Origin of the sequence: Occallatibacter gabretensis, from assembly GCF_001449115.1 — a bacterium.
Lineage (GTDB): Bacteria > Acidobacteriota > Terriglobia > Terriglobales > Acidobacteriaceae > Telmatobacter > Telmatobacter gabretensis.
Genome location: NZ_LAIJ01000010.1, coordinates 121,289 through 145,953, shown reverse-complemented (window position 1 = coordinate 145,953; position 24,665 = coordinate 121,289). Strand labels below are relative to the sequence as shown.

The window sequence follows — 24,665 nt, the reverse complement described above, 5'->3', positions numbered from 1 at the left end:
CAATCTTTCTTTACTGCACAAGATACTTCGCGTCGCCCGGATCGCGTTCAATGGACCGGGTACGCAGCCAACTCACAAATCCCAGTTGCGGGGCTGCCTGCCCCGCAGCGCCCAGCTCGCAGAACGGCACGTCCTCGCGAGCCAGAATCAACTGCACTTCCGCTTCATAACTTCCGCTGGAATAAAACCGCACCCACGCAGCCAACTCATGATACGCACTCTGCCCTGGTAGAAGACTCTGGTATTGATCAAAGCGCATGGGTCCCAGCGCAATGCCAATGCGGCCATGATGGTCGTACACTTCATCGCCCGCAATCGTTCCAATTCCCAGCCGCTCGTTCGAGCCGCCAAGGCCATTCATCCACGTCTGATCTTCGCGGCGCAGCTTTCTCCATGCGCCCGCGAACTGGCGCACCTTGGCCGGAACCTCGAAGTAGTCTTCCAGTAATTGCTCAAGTACAGAAGCCGAACGCACATGCCGGCCCAGCAACCCAACATAATTGAGATACGCCGCATCGGGAATCCCTCCGCGTCCGCGCAGCGTATCCGTGCCCAGGCCCAGAATGTCAAATAGCTTTTCGGAGAGCCGGTCATGGCCCGTACGCTCATATTCGACAAAGAACCGGTATTTCTCCCAGCCGCGATAGAAGAATGAGACCATGCGATGGTTGAAGATGTTGAAAAACTCTTCCAACGTATAATCCTTCTCCTTGGCGCGCGCAATCAGCAGCTCCGTATACGGAGTGGGCATGACGGAGATCGCCGCATTCAAACCCATGAATTCGACCATCATCTCCAGTTGACCTGTCTCCAGGCGGCGCGTCTTGTGAATTTCGCTCGCCGGGAACTCAAGCGAAGTGCGCGAAACAAAGCGGATTGTTTCTCCCTGCGGAGTCACAAAATATCCCACCGGCTTGCGTGGGGCCTCAATGCGCTGCAGCATCCGCACGGCCTGAAAGAACTGCACGCGGAAAGGCTCCACGTCCAGAAGACGCCGAATCTCGCGCAGCTTCGGGTCATCAATCGTCTCAATCAGATCGACGATCGTCTCTACAGGATCCATGGTGGACTCTGCCTGCGTTTCTATAGAAGGGTCTGTGTTCCCGCTCTCGGTGGCCATTTTGCCAGCACCTCCTTTCGCAAAGTGCTGCGCGCCGTTAGTTGCGCAAAGCTGTTCATCGAGGCGTACCCGGCCAGAAATCTCTCCAGCACCGCGGCAAACAGATACAAGCCCGCACCAGCGAACTGCTGTTCGTCAAAATCGATCTCCACCTGCGTCCCGCGCGCCGGAACCAGCCCATACGCCGAGTTGACCAGCGCGAATCCCGGCTCCGTTTTGAGGTTCAGAATCGAGCCGACCTGGTTGTCGGTGGCCACCTGTTCTGTCATATTATGCAACCGCAGGATCTCCTGCAGTGCGCCGCATCCTTCCTCGCAGAGTGAAAGATAGTTCAGCGACAGCAACGAGACGAGCCGCCAGACATGCCCCTTGCCCGCAGGCGGATCGCAGCTTTGCGTGGGCCGGCGGAAGGCCACAACATTTTTCGCGGCAGGATAGCCCGGGATCTCGAAATCTCCCTGCTCATTGCCAAACCGGATGCGCGACGGCTGATCGAAGTTGGTGCACAGCGTCTTCACCATCAGCACATCGGCTTCCGGATCGACGAAGCTGCCTTTCAGGTCCACAATGGAAATCGACATGACGGACGGCTGACGCTGCCCGAGCTCATTCATGCTGCGCGAGGCAACCCAGAAGGCCATATCCGGCTGGTTGCGCGTCTGGTGCCGATAGGCATGGAACGGTTCCAGCTCTATGGATTGCCGCAACCGCGGATTCGTAGCCACCACGTCCTCAATGCTGAAGACCTCCATGATCTCGGAGTGCCGGCTGTCGGGAATGACGGTGTATTCATGCCGTGTTTGATTTAACAAAATCGGCTCCGCGCCCTGCGAAAACAGGTTGACCGCCGGTGTGCATCCCAGCCGGAAGGTACGCTCATTGACTCCAAGCTCCAGCACCTGCTCACGCTCGAAGCGCTCGAAGCAGCCAATGATAAACACCAGCTCGGCCTCGTCCGTAAAGCCGCCATCCGCGAGAGGCTCCAGTCCGGTCACGTCGAAGAACAGAAACTTATCAGGAAACGCGAAATACTCCTGCAGCAAGCGGTGGCCATCGATGGACCGGCGCACGAAGGGCAACAGGCTCTCATCCCGCGCAAAGCCAACCGGCTGGATGTTGTCTTTGTTCAGAATGACAACCCGGCTCTCATCCTTCGGATTGCGGAGCTGAATCTCGATGCACTTTTCGAAGAGCAGCTCATAGACGGTGTAGACAACGTTCGCGTCACCTGCCAGGTGGAAGCGCAGCCGGCTTAGCGGCTGGCCTGCAAAGGTGGCATCACGCTGGCACTGAAGTTTTACCCTTACCGCGGCTCCGGTCTGCGCGCCGTGTGTGGAACGCGGCGGCTTCTTCATCCGCTCAGGCTGATTCCACTCGGCTGCGGCAACATGGAACGGCCAGAGATCGACGTCATATGCCGTCCGGAAGCGGCATGGCAATCCATCGACCGTGCCTTTGGAAACAAGCTGCGCGCCTCTCGGCACGCGCATCAGTTCGGTCTTTTTCCCCTGCGCAGGGTCGCGCTGGCACTCCACAATCGTCATGGAAGGCATGGGCCGAAGATAGCCGGGATGAATAACCCGCGTCAGTGCTTCAAAGACTTCGGGGAAATCATCGTCAATGCGCTTGTGGACGCGCGCAGCCAGCAGCGCAAAGCCCTCCAGCAGCCGGCTCACATGCGGGTCTTCGCAGCGTTCCGGATCGAGCAGCAGGCGCCCGGCTATGTTCGGATACTTGCGCGCAAACTCGCCGCCCATCTGGCGCAGATAGGTCAGCTCCCGTTCGTAATACTCAAGCAGCTCTTCGCGCATTCCCTCAGGAAACCTCGTACTCCCCGCTGATCAACTCCAGAACCGTGTCGAACTTGATGTCTTCTTTCGTATCCTCGTAGTGAATCTGCCCTTCAATATGAAATCTCAGGCTGCGGGCCAGCGTGTCTGATCGCGTGAGAAAGACGTGCGGCTGATAAATGCGCGGCTCAAAGGTCCGAATGCATTTTTCGAGCGCGCTCGAAACCGCGTCCTTGTCATTCCCCTGCGAATGATCGAAGTTCTGCAAATCGGGAAAGCCATAGTTGAATACAGATTTGGCGACCTCTGGGAACTGCTCCAGAATAGGCATAACAGGCTTGCGAGTATTCAGCATCCATTCCAGATCGCGACGCAAAGCATCCCTGTATTTGTCCATAGATTCTTTGCGCGTCTTCGGCCAGTCATCCTGAGAAAGGAGGAACCGGTCGATAATCGTCTGCGTGATAAGCGTCTCTGTTCTGACCCGCGCCAACTGTTCCTCCCTTCAAGAGCCGATCGGAACCTCTGCTCATTTTGCGTAGCATCCATCACTCGACTCCGAAGCCGAGCTAATAGCCGGACCGAACCTCTGCGATCGCCGGCGCTATCCTTGACCCAGCACCGTGGAATCAATCCACCGCTGCGTTTCCGGATTAGCCGCTCCCGTATCGTCCTCCAGAATCCAGTACCGCAACTCCGGCTGCACGGCCAGCAGATTCCGTATGGTCCCCACCACCGCTGCTGAAAGCGCATCCGCGCCGATCTCCTGCGCGGCCCTCCATATATATCGGTGCAGATCGAGCCACCCACGGGCGCACTCGCTGGCAAGAATCGGCAGCGACACCCGAATCAATTGAGCCCACGCGCCCTGTTGAGCCAATGAGCGCAACGCAAAGCGTACATCCGGCGTCGGGCCCACGGCAAAGCCTGGTTGCGGCGACTGCCCCTGCATCAGCGTCTCGCCCAGCCGCAGCCCCGCGCAGATCAGGTACGGGACAGCCGACCGGCTGTCCGCGTCAAAAAAATATTCCGCGCTGGCCACGACAGAACCATAGGCTGCGCCCAGCTCTCCCGGAGCCGCCATGCGCGTAATCTGCAGGGAAAATCCCGGAATACCGACCTGCGCTCCGCCTCCGGCTCCCTCGTCTTCGCCACCTTCCCCCGGCGCTCTCGGCGCCACTGGATCAGGCTCGGTCTTCCGCTTCTCATTCAGGAGCGTCTCAACGACCCCGTGCACCGCTTCAAGCGATTCTTGAAACTTATCGAGCGATGGATAGAAATCTGAGCCATAGGCTTCCCGCTGATAGCTATCCAGCGCTGCGACTGCCTCCAGGGTTGCCCGCAGAGCCGCATCAGCATCCGAGTAAACAGCCTTTGGAGTGGCCAGGAAGGCCTGGTCGAAATCCTCAGCCGTAAGCCGACCGCGTTTGATTGCATCCTCGCGCGACTCGCGTCTGGAGTCTGACGTCGCATCTTTCTCGTAGCCAACGATGCGGGCATCCTTATAGACCTCAAAGCTCAATCCGCTTTTGGTCAGCGGCAGCTTGCGGACGGCGTCGGTCAGCAGCCGCGTGGCTGCATCCACAGACATGGCGCGATACTCAAGGTCGCCGCCATCCTCCATCATCGGGTAGATTGTGTCCCAGAAGGTCTCCTGCAATCCGCGCAGCAGCTCAATGGACGGAGCCAGCACGGAAAAACCTTCCAGCCGGATGCTCGATTCGATGTACCATCCGGCCAGGCGAAGATCCTTGCTCCGCTTGGCAACCGTCTCTCCCGAGAGCTTGTTCGCCGTACGGAAATCAGCCTTCTTCCGATTCGCTACATCCCATCCGCCGGAAGGCAGATCGTCCACATCCTCGCGTCGAGCTTCTTTGATCTGCTCGAAGACAGGATCATAGTAAAGTTCCGGCCCGGAGGGATTGTCGCCTTCAATGGGTGTCAGCAAGTCGTCGCGCAGGGGCATCTCAGGATTCCTTCTCCTTCGCCAGCCACTCCACGCTCAACAGTTCCAGGATCGGAACATCGGCTCCATCCACAAGCATCGTCTTTGCCCCATAAGGAATCGCGTCGTACTTCTCATCCGCCTCCCAGACAGACTCGCGTCCAAGCGCGACAATCTCCTCCGGATAACGGAACGACAACGGGCAAATCGCCGGAATCAGAACCTCACCGAGGTCCTGCAGCCGGAACTCCTTGCTTGTCTCAATGCGCGCTCTTGCCCAGATCAGATCGCGCAAATTCGCAGGCCGCTCCATTTCGAGGCGGCGCAGGTGTTGAAATGGAATCCACGTATAGCTGCCGGCAATAAAAACTTCAAGATTCGGACCGATGCGCGGATCTGGATCCGAAATATCGTCAAATGATTTGCCATTCAGAGAGCCCCCATACGCGGGACTGTCTTTTACCTCTGGCGTTTCGCCACGCGCAAACATCTCGGCACGTGTCCGTTCCGCGTGGACGGCGGTGCGATACATCAAAGCGCCGCCTGCGGCCTTGGCCTCGGTTGTGGCAAGCATGTCGAGTTGCTTCTCCGCGCGATCATACTCTCCCGCAAAAAGCAGAAGCTCGAAGAGAAACGTACGGCGCGTGGCGTCGAGTGGATTGGATCTCAACTCGTCGCCAAGCGCCTTGATCGCTTCCCGCAGTTTTCCTTCGCGGTACAGCTCTTTGGCTGTCATCGGTCCTCAGGAAACCTTGTTCGCCTTCAGATCGTAGGAGACTGCAGCCACAGCCGTCAGGATGCCCTTCTCGTCCTGCGTGCTGTACTCCACCTTGATCTTGTTGTAGCTGAAAGAAACACTCTCAGCCGGGGTCTCGCTCGAACCGCTGATCGACAGGTTCGTGACGAAAAGCTCTTCGAAGGAAACCTTCAGGAAGGGCTTGCCGCCTGTGACACCGGACTTGCAAGCGCTCAGCACGCCAGTCTTGATATGTGTGCCCGAGATGAGCGCCTTGAAGAGAGAGGGGCTGGCTTTGTCGTAGTACTTCATCGCATGGAGATTTTCCAGGCTTACCTTGCCCGCGCCCGATCCGCCTGTTCCTGCTACGGAGCTGACCTGGCTTCCACCCCAACTGAAGGAAAGAAGCGAAATCTCATTCGTATGGCCGTCGGCCGCCGACTCGCCATCAATACTGTCGAGCTTCAGAAAAAAATCTACCGCCATGGAAGAATCCTTTCACGTTATCGCCTCCGCAAGGCGAGCTGAAGATAATCTCAAACGAGCAACACTTGATTATTTGCCCGCAGGTTTTGGAAGCTCCGCCACCAGACGAAGTGAAACGGTCAATTCATCCAGCTGGAAGTGAGGACGCATGAAAGCCACCGCGCGCAGAGCGCCTGGATTGCCCGGTACTTCCATGACCTCAATGCGCGCCTCACGCAACGGACGCTCGGCTTTCGCCTCTTTCGAAGCATTGTCGTCGGCAATCACGTAATTTGCGATCCACTGGTTCAGATAAAGATCCGCCTGGCTGCGGCTCATCGGGCTGCCGAGCTTATCGCGCATCATCGCTTTGAGGTAGTGCGCAAAGCGAGACATCGCCAGCATGTACGGTAGTTGCGCCGAGAGCTTCGCGTTGGCATTCGCTTCATCCTTGTCGTACTTCTTCGGCTTGTTGGCCGTCTGCACGCTGAAGAACGCCGCGTAGTCCGTACCCTTGCAGTGCACCAGCGGCACCAGGCCCTGATCGGCCAGTTCCTTCTCGCGCCTGTCGGTGATCGACACCTCCGTCGGACACTTCAGAGCGACGTCTCCTTCGTCCGTACGGAAGTTATGCACCGGCAAACCTTCCACCAGGCCGCCGTTCTCCACGCCGCGAATTGCAGCGCACCAGCCGAACTTGGCAAACGAGTTCGTCAGCCGCGCGCCCAGCGCGTAGGCCGCATTCCCCCAAAGGTACTTGGAGTGATCCGAACCGTCCACGCCTTCTTCATAAGCAAACTCTTCGATGGGCCGCGTCTCCGCCCCGTAAGGCTCGCGCATCAGGATGTGTGGCATCGTCAGAGCCACATAGCGCGAATCATCCGAGGCCCGGAAGCTCTTCCAGCGAGCGTATTCCGTGTTGTCGAAGACCTTTGAAATATCACGGATGCCGGTCAGTTGTCCGAATCCTGAAAGGTTCAGCAGCTCGGGACCTGCCGCCGTAAGGAACGGAGCATGTGCGGCGGAAGCCACCTGACTTACCTTCTCCAGCAGTTCAATGTCCTCGCCCGTGCGGGTGAACTCATAGTCGCCGATCAGTGCCCCGAACGGAGCGCCGCCGTAGATACCGAATTCTTCTTCGTAGGCCTTCTTGAAGAGCGCGCTCTGATCAAACTCCGGCGCCCGCTGCAAGTCGCGAAGCAGGTCCTTCTTCGAGACGTTGAGCACCTTGATCTTCAGCATGTCGTTCGTTTCGCTGTTGTCCATCAGGTACTTGATGCCGCGCCAGGTACCTTCCAGTTTCTGAAAATCCTTGTGATGCAGAACTTCGTTCAGCTGCACCGAGATCAGCTTGTCAATCTCCGCAATGCGGGAGCCGATAGTCGCTTCGGCATCGCGCGAGAGAGTCATGTGCCCTTCAAGAACCTGGTTGATGAACTCCTTCACCATGTCCTTGCCGCGCTCCTGCGAGGCGGTGTCCTTGCCAAACCTGCCCTGGGCGATGATCGAATCGAGTAGCGTTACTTCCGTAGTTTCTGCGGCAGCGGCCTGGGCGGCTGCCTGATCGGCTGTGCTCATCAGTTACCCCCTTCCGACTTCTTGTCCAGCTCGGTCTTCAGCTTGTTCAATTCCTCGGTGTTCGAAACCGCATCGAAGAGCGCCTGGTCCAGTTGGTCGTTGCCCTGCAGGCTGCCGCGCAGGTTGGAAAGGCGCGTACGAAGATCCAGAAGCTCCTTGATGGGGCCAACCTGCTCGGCCACCTTGGCGGGCGAGAAGTCGTCCATGCTGTCAAACTTCAAATCCACGGCAATCTGGCCGGCCTTGTCGCTGAGCTTGTTCTCAACCTTGAATTTCAGATGGGGTTGCATGCCTTTGAGCACGCTGTCGAAGTTGTCGGGATTGATCTCGACAAACTTGCGATCCTTCAGGGCCGCAAGCGGCTGCTCAGGATGGCCGGTGAGATCGCCCAGTACACCCATCACAAAGGGCAACTCCTTCAATTCGATTGCGCCGCCGGTTTCCACGTCGTAAGTAATCTGCACCCGAGGAGCCCGGACGCGACTAAGTTTTTGCTGGGTGCTCTCCCTGCCCATACAACCTCCGCTATTCGATTGATTTCCGTGACACTAACCTGAACACAACACCAGACGCACTGTCTACTGGATTTTTCCCGGACAAGATTACTTTAGGACAATGATCTTGAGCGACAAACCTGGTTACTACGGACGTGACAAGTGGCGCCAATTGGCGCCCTCTTTCACCCACTCAATTTCAGAGCAATTTTCCCCGGTGAGATGAACCGAGCAAAATTATGCTCTGGCGCTGTCGCTATGTCAATCCGTTATTTTTTGAGAATCTCCTCATCGCAATCTGCGCCTTCGTTCCCGCGCGATGTCTGCGTACCCATAGTGACGTTCCGCTCGTTGTCGTATCATGCGATACTCAGGCGAGGCCCCGACATGAGACAACTTCAACCAGTCGTTTGGTCGAAAGGAACGTTTCTTTCACCGCAGCATCTGCAATGCCAGGAGCGATTTGTTGAGGACTGCGCACGGTTTTATCTCGACTCACTGAACCCGCACCTGTGGGGACTTCGCGAACTTCAGATCGATACCAAAGCGCTCTCGGAAGGCCGCCTCGCCATCCTCAGCGCATCGGGCCTGTTTCCGGACGCGCTGCCCATCGACATTCCGGCCTCTGAGCACCCGCCTGCGGCGCGCGTGCTAGACGAGTGCTTCCGCCAGGGCATCACCAGCTGCATCTTCTATCTCGCCATTCCGGAATATCTGCACGGCGGCATGAATGTCTCCGTGGACCGCGGCAACGTCAGCACGCGCTTTCAAGCGCAAGTGCTCATGGTCCGCGATGAAAACTCCGGCAGCGCTGAAAAGCCGGTGCAGGTGGCGCGTAAAAATCTCCAGATACTTGCCGAAGGAGAAAGCCGCGAGGGCTCAGTCACGCTCGCCTTTGCCCGCGTGCTCCGCTCGCAGACCGGCTCCTACCAGCTCGATCCAGACTTCGTTCCGCCGCTGATCAATGCTCACGCACACCCACTGCTGAAAGGCATTCTGAGCAATCTCATTGAACTCATCGTGACGCGCTCCAGCCAGCTCTCGGGTGCGCGGCGGCAGAAAAATCAATCCCTCGCGGACTTCTCTGCCTCGGACATCGCTAACTTCTGGCTGCTCTACACCATCAACAGCCATCTGCCCATCTTCCGGCATTATCTTGAGTCGGGCTGCGTGCTGCCGGAACAGCTTTTTACAGAGATGGGTGCGCTGGCCGGCGCTCTCACCACCTTCTCGCAGAAGATTGCCCCCAGAAACCTGCCTCCGTATCACCACGATCAGCTTGGCGTTTGCTTTGCGGAAATGGATCGCCTGATCCGCATCATGCTCGACAGTGTGGTACCCAGTAACTTCATCTCACTCCCGCTCAGGTTCGTGCGCGACACCATCTACGCCACGTCCATAGACAAGGATGCCTACTTCCAGGGCTCGCGCTTCTATCTTGCCGTCGCATCGGACACGCGCGACGCCGATCTCATCGAGCGCGTGCCTAAGCTCATGAAGACCGGCTCAGCCAGCGAGATTGAGCTGCTCATTCGCAATGCTCTTCCCGGTCTCAGGCTGGCCTATGTGGCCACGCCGCCGCGCGCCATCCCTGTCAAGCTCAAGCATCATTACTTTGCCGTAGAGCAGGGCGGAACCTTCTGGGACTCCGTGGTACGCTCGCGAACCTTTGCCAGCTACGCACCCTCGGAGATTCTCAACCCGTCGATGGAATTGATCATCCTGCTGCCCGAGCCACAGTAGGGCCACGCAAAAACCGACGAATTCTCTTGCTCAATGTTTTGAAAGGGCACGACTTTAGTCGTACCGAAAATGTTCGAAAAAATGATGGGGCTTTAGTCCCCGAGGGATGCTTGCAGGCAATGCATCCTAGTGCTTCATCACGAACACTACCGTCACGATCAACGCCACCAGCAAGAAGATAATCACCACCAGAAACAGCGGAATCAACTGCTGCAACTTGTTGGGCACAGCCGCCGGAGTTGGTGGTGCAGGCACTGCAGGTGGCTGCAGGTTCACCTGAGGCATCTGCATCGGTGGCATCTGCATATGCGGCATTTGCATTCCGCCGCCAGCACCCGCACCTGCACCCATTCCACCAGGCGCTCCCATACCACCCGGATGCATCATCGCCTGCGGATTCATCTGCGGCACCTGCATCTGCGGCGGAGTGAACTTCACCCCGCCCGGCATCGCTGGCGGCGCACCACCGGTTGGCTGCGGCGCACCCGCAGCTGCGGGCTGATCCTGCGCTCCACCGCCGCGCAAAGCCGATTCCCGCATCTTCGAAGCATTGATGATGCGCGTCACCTCGCTCGGTCCTGAAGACTCCGGCGGTGCAGGTGCTGCCGAATTTTGCGGATTCGAGGCCGGCCCGGTGTTTACCGGCCTGAACATGGCACGCGTTGCGTCACCGCCGCTTGATGGAACCGGCGTATAACTCCCGCCTGGAGATCCAAACCCGCTCGGTGCCGCCGCAGCAGGCGAGGAGGGCGAACTGAGCGTCTCAAAGGTCTTTGTCCAGGAATCCCCCGCTGGCGCTGGCTCCGGATTGGAAGGAGCTGGCGCACTGTACGGCGCAGACGGCGTGCTGTCCAGCCTGTTCAGCAGCCGAGTCACGCTGACATTCATGCTGGGGTCGGATGGCGGACCCGAAGGCGTAACGCCAAACCCGCCTGCCGCGCTTGGAAAAGGATCGGGCCGTGCAGCGAATCCACTCGGCGCCTCTCGCACGGGCTCCCATGGCGCACTGGGCTGCGGCGGCGCAGCCGCGGAACGCGAGAGAATCTGAGTAAACGATGCAGGATCGGATGGCGGAGCCGCGGGCGTGCTCGGCGCGCTGCTCCCGGCACCACTTAACGCCCCGAACATCTGCGTCAGCGAAGGCTGCGGCGTGTTGGGCGCAGGCCCGCCTGAAAGCGCGCGATCCCGCTCCTCGGCTGGAAGCTTAGCAAACAGCGATGTGAATCCGCCGGAGGAAGGCGAAGAGGGACCAGCCGGAAATGGCGAGGCTTCAGCAGATGGGAATACAGGCGCGGCAGGCGTCGCCATTGAAAACGATGCTGTCGCTGTCCCTGCATGTGTCGGAGGCGTCGCCGGAGTTGGAGGTGTCGGCGGTGTCGCCGGCGTCGGTGGTGTCACAGGAGAGCTCGCCGCAGCTCCACCAAAGGCGCTGAATGATCCCGTCGCCGACCGCCGGAACGCAGCAGTGGCGGAATCTGGACTGGAGGAGGGCACAGGTGTCCTGGGCTCCGCAGCAGCCGTGCTGAAAAGTGCCGTGAATCCTCCCGCAGATCGCTCAGGTGCTGGAGCAGTCGGAATCACTGGCGTGGCAGGCGGCACAGGCGCGGGCGGAGCAGCAGCCGCTCCGCCGAAGGAGCCAAAAACTTGCGTAAAGGATCCCGCCTGCGACGGAGGTTGCGACACCGGTTGCGCGGCAGCCGGAGAAAACAATGGGTCAGGCTCTCGCACGGGCTGCGCGGGCGGAGGAGTGGCAGCTCCTCCAAAGGAACCAAAAACCTGCGTAAAGGATCCTGGCTGCGAAGTAGGCTGCTGCACAGGCTGCGCGACTGCCGGCGGAAAGAATGGTTCAGGCTCTCGCGCCGGCGGCGCGGGCGGAGTAGCCGCAGCAGCAGCTCCTCCAAAGGAGCCGAAAACTTGCGTGAACGATCCTGGCTGAGATGCAGGTTGCGAAACGGGTTGTGCGGCTGCCGGCGGAAATAACGGCTCTGGCTCTCGAGCGGGTGCCACAGGCGCGCTCTGAGGAGCGGAAACCTTGCCGAAAATTTCCGTAAATCCGCTGGACGCCCCAGAACCGGATCCAGGCGCAACCGCAGGCGTTACCGGCGCAGCAGAAGGCGAAGGAGCCGCTCCGCCCACGCCGGAGCTCACCGGCGAAGACGCTGACCTTGTCTGAAACATCTGCGTAAATACGCCAGGCTTCGAATCCCCATGGCGAGCCGGAGGATGCGATTGCGATGTTGGCGGAGCTTGCGCCGGGGCTGCAAATGCATTCTGTGCCGAAGTCGAAAACGAGCCCGGAGCATCCGCCGCGAACAACCGGCTCAAAATATCATCTTGATTTCCCGAACCAGGCGCAGCCACCTCATGCACCACCGGTTCTGATTGCAACGGTGCCGTAGCCACAGGGACCGGAGCATTTGCAGCAGGCTTCTTATCCCGGCCCAGCAGCATGCTCAGCAGATCGTCTTCGAAGGCAGCAGCGGCGGGAGTTGCTCCGGGCTTCACCGTCCCAAAGGCCGACGTGGCCCCGACGCCCTGCCCCGCATCGCCATCCTGCGCTCCCTGTCGATTGGCGGGCTCACCCGGATTCCTGTTCTCTTCGTTACCCATATCCCGCCTCCAATCGCATCCAGTTCATGCGTCTTTCATCACCACGCAAGATTAACCCAAATCGCTTGAGGAAAATGCATTTGCGTTCTAATATAGCCGACGTTACACTTCGAGCTGTCTCATCACTATGCTCTGTCGCTGCCGTGTTCTGTATGAGATCCGTTTCAAGACGGGTCCCATATCGAATTCTTTCGGCAATCGTGTACGAATGAGATAGCTTAGTGGCTAGTTTCATTCGCAGTTCTGGTTTTTGTTTTGGGAGGGCCGCCTTGCCTTTGTGCTGTCGCACCGTCTCCCTCCTTTGCTCAAAATTCTGTCACCGGTCACGGCGGTCCCCTTTATGAAATTCCTGTCGCGTGTTGTGTGGTCTGAAGGAATGCATCTCGGCCCGCACCACTTTCAGGCTCAGAGCCGGTATTTTGAAGACACTCTCTGGTTTCTAAACGCCTATCTGCATCAGGAGCCCTGGGGTGTTCTGCACTTCTCCATAGACGCCGCCGCTCTCAAGAATGGTGTCGCCACACTCAGTTTCGCTTCCGGAATTCTCCCGGACGGCCTCGTCTTCGATCTGCCCGATTGCGACCAGCCGCCGCCCCCGCTTCCGCTCGACAAGGTCTTTACTCCCACAGACAGCGAAGTACTTTTGTATCTGGGAATTCCCAAACGGCGGGACGACGGAACCGACACTAATCTCACTGGTAATGGCTCCTCGCGCTACAGCGCCACGCAAAAAACCGTCCGCGACGACTCCTACGGCAACGGCGAGTACAACGTCTCCTTCGCGCACAAGAACTTCACGCTGCTCAGTCAGGCGCAAGTCACTGACGATATGGTCGCCTTCCCCATCGCCCGCATCCAGCGCGACGGCAAAGGCGGCTTCATGTCCGATCCGGATTACATCCCGCCCTGCCTCCGCATTGCCGCCTGCGAAAACCTCGTCCTGCTCCTGCACAATCTCGCGCACGCCATCGAGGAGAAAATCGCTTCCACCCGCGCCGTGCGTGGCACTTCGCGAGGCATGGAACTCGGCACCTCGGCGCTCGACGTCGCCAACTACTGGTTCATCCATGCGCTTTCGGTCTCGCTGCCCGCGTTGCGCCATCATCTGCAGGACCGCCGCAGCCATCCCGAAGATGTCTACCGCGATCTCGCCCGGCTTGCCGGAGCGCTCAGCACCTTTGCCGTGCAGGCCCGCCCGAATGAGATCCCGCCCTACCGCCACGGCCTTCTTACCGCCACCTTCGGCGAAATGGATGCGCTCATCCGCAAGTATCTTGAGATCGTTGCGCCCTCCAATACCGTCACGCTCGACTTCAAGCAGTCCGCGCAATATATTTATTCCGCGCCTGTTCTCGACGAACGTTGCCTGCGCCGGGCGCGCTGGATCTTGGGCATTCGTTCCTCCATCGCGGAATCCATGCTGCTGCGCCAGGCGCCGCAGCTGATCAAAATCTGTTCCGCGGAAGGCGTAGGCAAACTCGTTCAGCGCGCGCTGCCCGGCATGGAGCTGGCGCACCTGCCCGTTCCTCCATCCGCGATGCGCGCGCAGGCTGACATGCACTACTTCTCTGTATCGATGGCCGGGCCCTGCTGGCAGCACATTCTCCAGACCAAACAGGTCGGAGTCTATCTGCCCGGAGATCTCGGAGATGCACAGTTCGATCTCACCGTCATTCTGGAGGCCAACTCATGACCACCGCTGCCACCGCCTCTGTCATTCCGGAGCCGAAAACCAATAATCTCGCTCTCGTCTTTCAGGAAGTCTTCACCGTCGTCCTCCGCACGCGTGTCCTCGGCCAGCGCGTGGAGAGCGCGGATTATTTCCGCACCAGCCTCCGTCAGATGATCTCCAGCGCGGTCAAGGACGCCTCCGCGCAGGGGTATTCCGACGAGATCACCCGCATGTCCATCTACGCCATCATCGGCTTCGTCGATGAAAGCATCCTCAACTCCAAAGACCCGGTCTTCGCCGACTGGGCTCGCCGTCCCCTGCAGGAAGAGATGTTCGGAGCCCACGTGGCTGGCGAAATGTTCTTCAAAAACCTCACCGACCTGCTCAACCGCCCCGACTCCTCTGAAGTTGCCGACGCGCTTGAGCTCCACGCCCTCTGCCTCATGCTCGGCTATCGCGGCAAATTCGCCTTTGGCGATGCCTCTGAAATCCAGACTGTCCTTCAGCGCATTCGCGACAAGATCGTACGCATCCGCGGCTCCTGGGCGCTCTTCCGCCCGCTCGAAGCACCGGCCGCGCCCACCGCAAAAGCCGCCGATCCATTTGTCACACTGTTAAAAATCGCCGCCATCCTGATTGTTGTCTTTACCGTGCTTGCCTACGCCGGATACATTTTCTTTCTCGGCCAATCAGTATCGGCAGCAGCAACCTCCGTCGTTGGTTGATTCCCGGAGATCCTCATGATTCGCGTTTTGCTTGGCATTCTTGCCTTTGTTGTCTATCTCGCACTCGTGGTCTGGCTCGCCTTTGTGCTGCACTTCACAGGCACAAAGCTGATTCTCTTCTGCGCCATTCTCGGCCTGCTCGGCGGGGCCATCATCGGCTTTGTCGTCTGGTATCTGCGCCCGCGCGGAGCCGCCATTACCGCTGACGCAAACTCGACCGACGCGGCCAATCTTGCTTCACTGCTTCGCGACGCCGACACGAAGGTGCGCAAGGCAAATCGCAGCGGCGCAAAGTCTCTCGCCGCACTGCCGCTTCTCTACATAATCGGCGACGAAAACTCCGCCAAGACCCAGACCATTCTGCAGGCCGGGCTGGATCCAGAACTGCTCGCCGGCAATGTCTATCAGGATGGCGGAGTCGTACCCACCTCATTGGCCAATGTATGGCTCACCAGCAATGCGGCGCTCGTTGAAGCAGGCGGCCCGCTGCTCAAGCAGCCCGGCCTCTGGCAGCGCCTCGTCAAACACACAGTCCCACCGCAACTCGGCTCCGCGCTCTCCAGTGGCAAAAAGATTCCCGCTCGCGCCGTCGTCCTCTGCGTCAGCGTGGAGCGCATCCTAGCGCCCAGCACCACCGAGCAGATTCGCGCCCTCGCCCAAACCCTCAATGAGCGCCTCCGCGAGCTCTCGCAGATCCTTGGCGTCTCCCTGCCCGTCTACGTTCTCTTCACCAAGCTCGATACCATTGGCTCCTTCGGCGAATTCGCAACGCGCCTCTCGGAAGAAGAGGTCAAACAGCCCATCGGCTCGCTGGTCTCCTCCATCGGCGCAGGCTCCGGTCTGTACGCCGAGCGAGCCGCCGGAGCCATCGGCTTGAAATTCGACCAGCTCGTCTACGCGCTCGCCGAATTCCGCCTCGACGTTCTCTCGCGCGGCACAGAGATACAGCAGCAGGCCCGCGTGTACGAATTTCCGCGCGACGTGCGCAAGCTGCGCGCCGGAATTGTCTCTTTCCTCGTGGAAGTCGCCCGGCCCACCCAGATCGGCGTCAATCCCTTTCTGCGCGGCTTCTTCTTCACCGGCATGAGGGCGCACATCGTCAACAATGTCCTCGATGTCGCAGCGCAGCAGGCTCAGCCACAGGCTCCCGCGCCCGCAGACGGCGCAACGCGCGTCTTCTCCTTCTCCGGCATGAAAGCCGCCGCACCCGCTGCCGCGCCACGCTCAGGCGGAACCCGCAAGGTGCCGCAGTGGGTCTTCCTGCCGCATCTCTTCTCAAACATTCTTCTCGCGGACAAATCCGCACTGGAAGCCAGCCGCGCCAGCACCCACACCGGCGGCCTTAAGAAGCTGCTCCTCGGCACAATCAGCCTCATTCTGCTCGTCATCCTGGGCTTCGCCACCATTTCGTTCTTCCGCAACCGCGCGCTCACCGCCAGCGTGGCAGAAGCCGCCGCCGCGCCGCTCGCCGCCGTGCCCGCCGGTTCATTCCCCGCACTTCCAGACCTGCAAGCTCTCGACAAGCAGCGCGAAGTCCTCGATCAGCTCGACAACTACCGCACCGACGGCGCGCCGATGCTCAACCGCATGGGCCTCGACCAGAGCGCCAAACTCTATCCCATCGCCTGCAGAGCCTATGGCGCGCATCTTCGCTCGCTGCTGCTCTCGCCCACGCAGCGCAATATCGTCACCTCACTCCGCGCCGTACCCTCCGTGCCCAAACCGGAAGATGACTACAGCGCAAGCTACCGACCGCTGAAGGCATACATCATCACCACCACGAATCCCAATCCGGATTCAGCTGCCGACACTGTCGAATTTCTTCCCGCCGCGCTGCTCACTGCATGGCAAGGCAAGAATGCAGTCGATCCCAGCGTCGCCGCGCTCGCGCAGACGCAGTTCACCACCTACGCGCGCCTGCTCGCACAGCCCAACTCCTGCATTGCAGGCATCGGCGGTTCGCCTGATCAGCCGGCCATCACCCAGGCCCGCGCTTATCTCAACGGCTTCCAGGGATTCCAGCACGTCTATCAATCCATGCTCTCCGCCGCAGGCCGCAAAGTTCCCGGCTTCACCTTCAACAGCAAGTACCCCAACTCCTCGGCGCACATCATCAACACATTCCCCATCCAGGGAGCTTTCACCAAGGACGGCTTCGCCTTCATGCAGGATGCGATTCTCCATCCCGACCCTTACTTCCGCGGCGAAGAATGGGTCCTCGGCCCCAGCACCGGCCAGCAGATCGATCGCGCCGCACTCACCGCGCAGCTCAAGCAGGTTTATTACGCCGACTTCATCCAGACCTGGCGCAACTATCTCGCAAAATCCGCCTTCGTCGGCTACAAAAACTACGCCGACGCGGGCAACCGCCTGAGCGTGCTCGACTCGAACACCTCGCCGATGCTCGAGCTCTTCTGGGTCATCTCCTTCAACACCGCAGTCCCCGCTCCAGAGATCTCCAGCCAGTTCCAGGCGCCGCAATCCGTCGTCACGCCTTCAGGCTCAGACACCAAGCTTCTCGGCCAGCAGAACCAGCCGTACATAGCAGGTCTTCAGAACCTCGAAGGCGCGGTCAAGAACATCGCAACCCTCCCGAATCCAAACGATCCTGCCGCAACAGCTCCCGTCAGTCAGGCAGCCATCAGCGCGGAACAGGCCGCGGAAAACCTCCGAAACAGCTTCACGCCCGACCGCACCGCCAACCTCGATCAGACTTCTTTCCGCCTCCTGCAAGCGCCCATCGAATCTGCGAAATCTCTCGCTGCACAGGCTCCAGCAGCAGCAGCCGGCGGCGGAGCCAAGAACTTCTGCGCCGCAGCCGAACCCGTCTTCGTCAAGTTCCCATTCAATCCCCAATCCACCGTCGATGCCACGCCGGATGAAGTTGCAGCCATCTTCGCCCAGCCGCAGGGATCGTTCTGGGCCTTCTACAACGGTTCGCTGAAGTCCATGGTCCAGCAGAACGGCACCAGCTTCTCGCCCATGCCCGGCTCCGCGGTAAAACTCGGCCACGGCTTCCTAAGCTTCCTCAATCGCGCCGCCACCATCTCGTCTGCGCTCTTCCCCACCGGCCCGCAGGCCCAGCTCAACTTCACCCTCACGCCGGATAAGGCAGACAGCATACCCAACGCCGTCCTCAATATTGACGGCCAGCAGGCCACTGCCACCGGCGCGCCCGTCACCTTCCATTGGGTCCCGCAGGCTGCCAGCAAGGTCACGCTCACCGGTCCCATCAATCCGCCGCCCTATCAGGGCACGTGGTCCGTGCTCCGCTTTGCCTATGACGCCGAGCATCCCAGCACCAACCGCCTCAAGAACAACTTCCAGGTCAACAACCGCACTTTGGGAGTGGTCATTTACGACGCAACCGGGGCCGGCGCACCGCTCCTCAATCCGGAATTCATGCGCGGATTCCGCTGCGTGACCAATCCGGCACAATAACCGACGCAACCAAATCCTCCACGAGGATGATGTAACTTGGTTAGCAAACACATTAGCCCCTCCCAAAGAAGAGGCAGAGATGACAGAAGAGATACAACACCTTACCGCCGCCGAAGAACACAACGAGCACACTTCGACGAATCATGCGGACACCACGCCCTTCATCGCAGCGTCTTCAACTGAAGACACGTTGAAGCCCACGCACGCCCCAGCGAATCGCGACACCGACGAGGCAGTCACACAGGCCCTCTTCGCTTCGGATGAGTCCGCCCCGATAGCCGAACCGCCGACGCCCACATCGGAATCCGAAGCCCCCCCATTGCTGGAGCCCATCGATCCTGAATCCTATCTGCCCGAGCTTTCCGCGGATCACCTGGCCCCGTTGCCTCCCACATTTCCCGTGGAACCCGAACTCGCGGTCTCTGCTTCATCCCGTCCCAACCTCGCCGTTGACGCGCTCAGCGACGTTGGCTGCGTCCGCACCAATAATGAGGACGCCTACGGCTACGACTTGGAACTCGGCCTCTTCGTCATCTGCGATGGCATGGGAGGCATGGCCGCTGGGGAAGTCGCCAGCTCCAACTCCGTTGCCGCGCTCGTCCACACCTTCGCTGAGTCCGCCGGCACCGCCCTGCCCATTGGCGCCCGCCTCCAGCAGGCCGTCCACACCGCCAACACCACCGTCTGGGATATGGGACAGCAGCCCGAACACAAAGGCATGGGAACCACCGCCGTCGCCGCCGCGATTGACGGCCAAAAGCTCGTCATCGCCAATGTCGGCGACAGCCGCGCCTATGTTATTCAGGACGGCGTTGCCACGCAGATCACCGTCGACCACTCCTATATCAATGAGCTGATCCGCAACGGCACCCTCACCAAGGAGAACGCACACCTCGCGGACCTCCACGGCTATGAATCCGTCATCACCCGCGCCATCGGTGTCTCAGAAACCGTCGAGCCAGATTACTACTCCGTCGACCTCACGCCGGGTACGCAAATCCTTCTCGCCACCGACGGCCTCACCCGCTACCTTAACGGCGACGAGATCGCCACCATCGTCCAGGCCACGCCCTTTGAGAGCACCTGCGCCAATCTCATCGATCTGGCCAAGCGCCGCGGTGGCCACGACAACATCACCTGTCTCTTATTGCTCGTCTTGCCCCCGGAATCTACCTCACAACCGGAGCCGCAACCCGTAGCCTGAGCAGTCAGATGACTGATATTTCGACCCAAACCGTCACGGTGAACTTTAAACTCGCGCTCGGAGATGGCATCTTCGACGCGAGCGCAACCGTGCCTGAGGGCAAATGCAACCTCACGGAGATCCTTCCCGTCCTCCAGTCGCTCGATAGCTCCCTGCTCAGCGCCGTCGCCGAGGATCTCAATGAGGCCGGCCTCTCCATCTCATGCAAAGCCGGCTGCGGCGCATGCTGCCGGCAGATGGTTCCCTTGAGCCTCTTTGAGGCAGAAGCTCTTGCAGCCTGGATCGCTACCCTCGACCCCGATACCCGCGAGATCCTCGCGCAGCGCTTCCATCAATCCCTGCTGAAACTCTCTTCCGCCGGACTCATTGATCGCCTCGTCTCCGACGACTGGCTTGCCGACACCGACTCTGCCCGCCAGCTCACAATCGATTACTTTTACCAGGGCGTTCCCTGCCCGTTTCTGCAGGATGAGTCCTGCTCCATCCATCCCATTCGGCCGCTTATCTGCCGCGAATACCTCGTTACCTCGGATCCGCGCCATTGCGCCGACCCCGCCGCCCTGCAGATCGATCCCGTCCCCCTCCCGCTCAACTTTTCGCGCGTTCTCAACCACATGGGCGCGGAGCTGGAAGCGGGCTCGCATGGCTGGATTCCCCTCGTCTTCCTCTTCGCCTGGATGGAGAGCGGCGCGCATCCCGGAGCGGCCTTCAGCGGAACCGGCCCCGAAGTACTGTATGAGTTCGTCCGCCGCATGGAATTTGCTGGAAAACCGTCCCGAAAGGAACCAGAAACTCCTGCTCGGGCCGCGCCCTGAGTACGTCGGTGACTTGCCCCATACGTAACATTCACAACCGCTTGGCATTCGTGATACCGTGGAAGCCTGGAATCCCCCGGCATCTCAAAAGTTCACTCTAACCGACAGATCACGCGTAAGGCGTATGGATCAGGTGTTGACGCCGCATGGATAAGGTCACCGCGAGCAGGATCGGCAAATACGAGATTCTAAGTATCCTCGGACGCGGAGGCATGGGCGAAGTTCTGCTCGCTCAGGACGATGTCCTCAGCCGCAAAGTCGCCATCAAGCGGCCATTGAAGACCTCCGGCGAAGAGGGTCTGGCTCGGTTCGAGCGCGAAGCACGCATCGCCGCTGCGCTCAAGCACCCCAATATTCCCGCCGTCTACGATAAAGGGCTCTTCGAAGACCTTCCGTATCTCGCCATGGAGTTCGTCGAGGGCGATGCGCTCGACAAGATCATTGCCTCCGACAAGCCTGTCGAGCTGATCACCAAGCTCAGGATCATCGAGCAGGTCTGCCTCGGCCTCAACTACGCGCACGAGCTACGCATCGTCCACCGCGACATCAAGCCCGCCAACATCATCGTCCAGCCCGACGGTGTGGCCAAGATCATCGACTTCGGCATCGCCAAAGAGGCCGACTCCACCAAGACCAACCTGACGGCCACAAGCCAGGTCATCGGCTCGCTCCATTACATTGCCCCGGAGCGCTTCAAAGGCATGAAGGTAGACGGCCGCAGCGATCTCTTCTCTGTCGGCGTCATGCTCTTCAAGCTGCTTACCGGCACGGAGCCTTTCACCGGCGGCGAAGCCACGGCTTCCTACAAGATCCTCAATGAAGCGCACACGCCGCTGAGCAGCTACCTTCGCAACTACCCGGCTGCCCTCGATGAAGTCGTGACCAAGTCGCTCGCCAAGAATCCCGAGGACCGCTACCAGACCGGCGAGGACTTTGCCGACGCGCTGCACGACATTACCGAAAGCCTGAAGAAAAGCCGCATCGGCGAGCTCTTCGGCGACGCCGAGCGCCTCGCTTCCGAAAGCCGCTTCGCTCCCGCCCTCGAACTGCTCGATGAAGCGCGCCGTCTTGATCCCGACAATACGCAGGTCCGCAAGCTGCAGCGCCTGGTTCGTGAGCGCGTACGTGAAGTCGAGAAAGGCCAGCGCTTCCAGGACACCGTAATCAAGGCGGAAGAAGCGCTCGCCGCCGGACGCTACGACGAGGCCATCGTCGGCTTTAATGAGGCACTGCAGTTCGACGCCAACTCAACCGACGTTCACCAGAAGCTCAAGTGGGCTGAGGACAGGAAGCGCCGCAACGAGCTTGCCGCCCGCGCTCTTGCGGAAGCGGAAGCCATCAAGGCCCGCGGCGACATCACCGGTGCGCTCCGCGCCGTCACTGCCGCCGCACAGGAAGACCCGGAGAACAAGAAACTCCAGGCCGCCGTTGAAGCTCTCACCCGGCAGCTGCAGGCCGACGCCAATCGCAGCCGCATGGCGGAGTTTCTCTCCACTGCGCGCCGCCAGCTTGCCTCCCGTGACTTTGCCGCCGCCGATACCGCGCTCCAGCAGGCCGAGGCCATTGATTCGTCCAATGCCGATGTCGATGCGCTCCGCAGCGAACTCAATCGTATTCGCGACCAGGAGCAGCGCCGCGCCGCGCTTGAGCAGATTCAGACCCGCATCGCCGATTTCCTTCACAAAGAGCAATACGATCAGGCCACGGACCTGATCAGCCGCGCCATTGAGAAGCTTCCCAATGAGCCCGTCCTGCACCGCCTCCAGGTTGAAGTCGAAACTGAATCGCGCAAGTACCAGACCCGCAAGCTAGTCGATTCCACCATCACGCAGTGCCGCGAGCTCTTCACCACCTCGCCCATGGAAGCTCTTTCGGTTCTGCAGGAGGCCATGACACGCGCGCCCGGCGACGAGCGGCTCATCGGCTACGAACGCGCGCTCCGCAAGGACCTCGAAACCGTACGCACCGAGAAGATTCTGGCCAGCACCATGGCCAACTCCCGCGAGCTCATCAACTCCGGCGATTACGCCAAGGCCATCTCCGTTCTTGAGTCCTTCCAGGTCGAGTACGGCAACAATCCGGACGCCGACAACCTGCTGAACTTTGCCCGCTCCGAGCAAACCCGCATTGAGCGCGCCGCGATTGTGGAACGCTGCTCCACGCAGGGCCGCGCGTTAATCGAAGAAGGCCGTCTCGACGAAGCCATACGCATCATCGACCAGGGTGTTCAGCAGACCGGCGATCAGTCGCTCACCCTGCTTGTCGAGCAGGCGCGCGAGAAACAGAACGCGCTCTCGCGCAAGATCGAAGCCCTGCAGATACGCATAGACAACCTGCGCCTGCATGGCCAGTACGAAGAGGCCATCGAGCTCCTTCAGCAGCAGATTACGGCCACGCCCGGCCGCACCGGTCTTCAGGACAAGCTAAAGGCTCTGCAGGCTGAGCGCACTCAGAAACATGCAACCGTCCGCACCATCGCCTCCGCCCGCGAATCCGCTGCCCAAAAGGACTTTACCGGCGCCCTCGAATCGCTCCAGGCCGTTGCCGGAGCCTACGGGCAATCGGCGGAACTGCAGACCGCTACCCAGGAAATAGAAGCCCAGCGTAGCGCGCACGCCGCGTCAGCCGTTGAACAGTCCGTCGAAACCGCCCGTGCCGCGCTCGTCAATAAAGACCCCCAGGGCGCGTATGAAGCCCTCAAGGCCACCACGCAGCTTTTGCCTTTTGCCGGCGAAAAGAATCAGGGCGACTGGCAGCGTATCGCCCAGTCCGTCAAAGAAGCTCTCGAAAAATCCGGCGCCAAGGTCGACGATCAGCTTGCCGCCCTCGCCGGCGGCCATCGCAAGACACCTGTCTGGATCATTGTCGCGGGCGTGCTCGTGGTTCTTGCGGCTGTCGGCGTCACTGTCTGGCAGATGTTGAAGCCCACGCCGCAGATACTCACGCGCATCAGCATTACAAAAGCGCCCCCCGGCTCCAGCGTCTCCCTCGATCACGGACCAGCCAAGCTCGCCGATCAGACCGGCAACATTACCATCCCAACCACGCCCGGCGATCACAAGATCACCGTCACCAAAGACGGCTTCGACCCCATCACCGATGACTCAGTCACTGTGAGTCAGGGCGAAACACTCGGCTATCCCGCTCCGCTGGCCAAGATCGTAGTTGGTCAGCCAATGGGCACCCTGCAGGTGAACTTTACCCCGCAGGAAGACATGAAGCAGGTTCGCGTCTTTGTCGATGGAGCAAACCACGGCGCTGTCTCGCCAGGCGGCACGATCAGGCTCTCCGCAGGCCATCACAGCGTTCAGTACAAGGGCAACGGCTACGATGATTCGCCGGTAAAGGACATCAACGTAGCGGAAAACGGCACCATTCCCGATACCGCGAGCCTCAACAAAGCCGCGCCCAAGCCCACCGGTTCACTCTCAGCCGACAAATCCATCATCGAAAAAGGCCAATCCGTCACGTTGAGCTGGCAGGTAAACAACATCGACAACAAGGCCGCCATCGCCATCAGCGGTATCGGGCAGGGGCTCAAGCCAAAGGATTCCAAGACCGTCACGCCATCGGGCTCCACGACCTACATCCTCACGGCAGGTAACTTCAAAGTGGGCGAAGCAACAGTGACCCTGAAGGATGCGCCGCCGCCACCACCACCGCCATCGGTCGACTATTTCAACGTCAACACCGACTCCATTGAAGTCGGCAGATCCGTGACACTCAACTGGCGCGTCAGCAATGCATCGAGCGTCACCATCAACGGACAGAGCGTCCCCTCGCAGGGCTCAAAGAGCTTCACACCCTCCGGCGCCGGAACCACCAAATACGATCTGGCAGCCAATGGCGTAACCCTGCAGTCGCAGTCCGTCACCGTCACCGCTCCGCCTCCGCCACAGCCGAAACAGGAGCAGGCTCCCGCAGCGGCGCCTGCGGCCGCGCCCGTTGCCACGCTGCCGGACGCCTCCGCGCTCGAACATCTGCTCGGGCCCTACAACGGAACTCTCAACTCCGCCCTGCCCCAGAAAAAGGACTGCAAAGCGAAGGCCGGCAGCGTATACGGCGGCACGTTTAAGGACATCGCGGAACAGTGGTGCGGAGTGGCCCGCTCCATCACCATGAGCGAAAGTGACTGCCACGTCACCGGCACGGCAGACGCTCCGGTACTGCGCTGCACAGTCGCCATCGGCATCACCCCGTTAAGCGGCGAATCCTCAAGCGGCTCAACCGCCAAATCCTTCCACTTCCAGAAGAGCGGCGACTCCTACACGCTGACCACCGTCACCGGCAGATAGCAACGCAGGCAGCGGGCTTTCATCGAAACCCC

Annotated in this window: 16 protein-coding genes; 7 read left to right on the top strand and 9 right to left on the bottom strand. The window is 60.0% G+C overall.

The window, feature by feature from the left end:
• Positions 1-10: 10 nt before the first annotated feature.
• From tssG to tssB, 8 genes are all read right to left on the bottom strand, one after another.
• On the bottom strand, positions 11-1,120 hold the full coding sequence (gene tssG, locus VO84_RS16920) for a type VI secretion system baseplate subunit TssG (RefSeq protein ID WP_058188931.1): 1,110 nt from the start codon (positions 1,118-1,120) through the stop codon (positions 11-13).
• On the bottom strand, positions 1,084-2,931 hold the full coding sequence (gene tssF / locus VO84_RS16915; RefSeq protein ID WP_058188930.1) for a type VI secretion system baseplate subunit TssF: 1,848 nt from the start codon (positions 2,929-2,931) through the stop codon (positions 1,084-1,086). The genes tssG and tssF overlap by 37 nt, the downstream gene beginning before the upstream one ends.
• Positions 2,932-2,935: 4 nt before the next feature.
• The gene (gene tssE, locus VO84_RS16910) at positions 2,936-3,403 is read right to left on the bottom strand and encodes a type VI secretion system baseplate subunit TssE (RefSeq protein ID WP_058188929.1); all 468 of its coding nucleotides are present in this window, start codon (positions 3,401-3,403) and stop codon (positions 2,936-2,938) included.
• Positions 3,404-3,514: 111 nt separating this feature from the next.
• Entirely contained in the window at positions 3,515-4,876 is a 1,362-nt protein-coding gene (gene tssA, locus VO84_RS16905; protein WP_058188928.1) for a type VI secretion system protein TssA, read from the bottom strand.
• Position 4,877: 1 nt separating this feature from the next.
• Positions 4,878-5,591 (bottom strand): type VI secretion system accessory protein TagJ, encoded by a 714-nt coding sequence (locus tag VO84_RS16900; RefSeq protein ID WP_058188927.1) that lies wholly within the window; start codon positions 5,589-5,591, stop codon positions 4,878-4,880.
• 6 nt (positions 5,592-5,597) lie between these two features.
• Positions 5,598-6,077 carry an Hcp family type VI secretion system effector gene (locus VO84_RS16895; RefSeq protein WP_058188926.1) on the bottom strand — a complete coding sequence of 160 codons (480 nt, stop codon included), beginning with the start codon at positions 6,075-6,077 and terminating at the stop codon, positions 5,598-5,600.
• 69 nt (positions 6,078-6,146) lie between these two features.
• Complete coding sequence (gene tssC, locus VO84_RS16890; RefSeq protein ID WP_058188925.1) at positions 6,147-7,634, bottom strand: type VI secretion system contractile sheath large subunit; 1,488 nt, start codon at positions 7,632-7,634, stop codon at positions 6,147-6,149.
• Positions 7,634-8,149, bottom strand: coding sequence for a type VI secretion system contractile sheath small subunit (gene tssB / locus VO84_RS16885; protein ID WP_058188924.1), 516 nt, complete (start codon positions 8,147-8,149; stop codon positions 7,634-7,636). The genes tssC and tssB overlap by 1 nt, the downstream gene beginning before the upstream one ends.
• A gap of 366 nt (positions 8,150-8,515) precedes the next feature.
• Here tssB and tssK (VO84_RS16880) point away from each other — a divergent pair, with 366 nt between their 5' ends.
• Positions 8,516-9,871, top strand: a complete 1,356-nt coding sequence (gene tssK / locus VO84_RS16880; RefSeq protein ID WP_058188923.1) for a type VI secretion system baseplate subunit TssK — start codon at positions 8,516-8,518, stop codon at positions 9,869-9,871.
• A gap of 126 nt (positions 9,872-9,997) precedes the next feature.
• Here the strand turns inward: tssK (VO84_RS16880) and VO84_RS22620 are convergent, their stop codons facing one another.
• The gene (locus VO84_RS22620) at positions 9,998-12,481 is read right to left on the bottom strand and encodes a hypothetical protein (RefSeq protein ID WP_058188922.1); all 2,484 of its coding nucleotides are present in this window, start codon (positions 12,479-12,481) and stop codon (positions 9,998-10,000) included.
• 340 nt (positions 12,482-12,821) lie between these two features.
• Here VO84_RS22620 and tssK (VO84_RS16870) point away from each other — a divergent pair, with 340 nt between their 5' ends.
• The 6 genes from tssK (VO84_RS16870) (at position 12,822) to VO84_RS16845 (ending at position 24,633) form a co-directional block, all read left to right on the top strand.
• A complete protein-coding gene (tssK, locus tag VO84_RS16870) occupies positions 12,822-14,174 on the top strand; it encodes a type VI secretion system baseplate subunit TssK (protein ID WP_058188921.1) in 1,353 nt (450 codons plus the stop codon).
• On the top strand, positions 14,171-14,878 hold the full coding sequence (locus VO84_RS16865; protein WP_058188920.1) for a DotU family type IV/VI secretion system protein: 708 nt from the start codon (positions 14,171-14,173) through the stop codon (positions 14,876-14,878). Before tssK (VO84_RS16870) ends, VO84_RS16865 begins: the two co-directional genes overlap by 4 nt.
• 15 nt (positions 14,879-14,893) lie before the next feature.
• Entirely contained in the window at positions 14,894-18,319 is a 3,426-nt protein-coding gene (locus VO84_RS16860; protein WP_058188919.1) for an ImcF-related family protein, read from the top strand.
• A gap of 79 nt (positions 18,320-18,398) precedes the next feature.
• Positions 18,399-19,523, top strand: coding sequence for a Stp1/IreP family PP2C-type Ser/Thr phosphatase (locus VO84_RS16855; RefSeq protein ID WP_058188918.1), 1,125 nt, complete (start codon positions 18,399-18,401; stop codon positions 19,521-19,523).
• A gap of 8 nt (positions 19,524-19,531) precedes the next feature.
• A complete protein-coding gene (locus VO84_RS16850) occupies positions 19,532-20,338 on the top strand; it encodes a YkgJ family cysteine cluster protein (protein WP_058188917.1) in 807 nt (268 codons plus the stop codon).
• A gap of 146 nt (positions 20,339-20,484) precedes the next feature.
• Entirely contained in the window at positions 20,485-24,633 is a 4,149-nt protein-coding gene (locus VO84_RS16845; protein WP_058188916.1) for a serine/threonine-protein kinase, read from the top strand.
• The last annotated feature ends 32 nt before the right edge of the window (positions 24,634-24,665 follow it).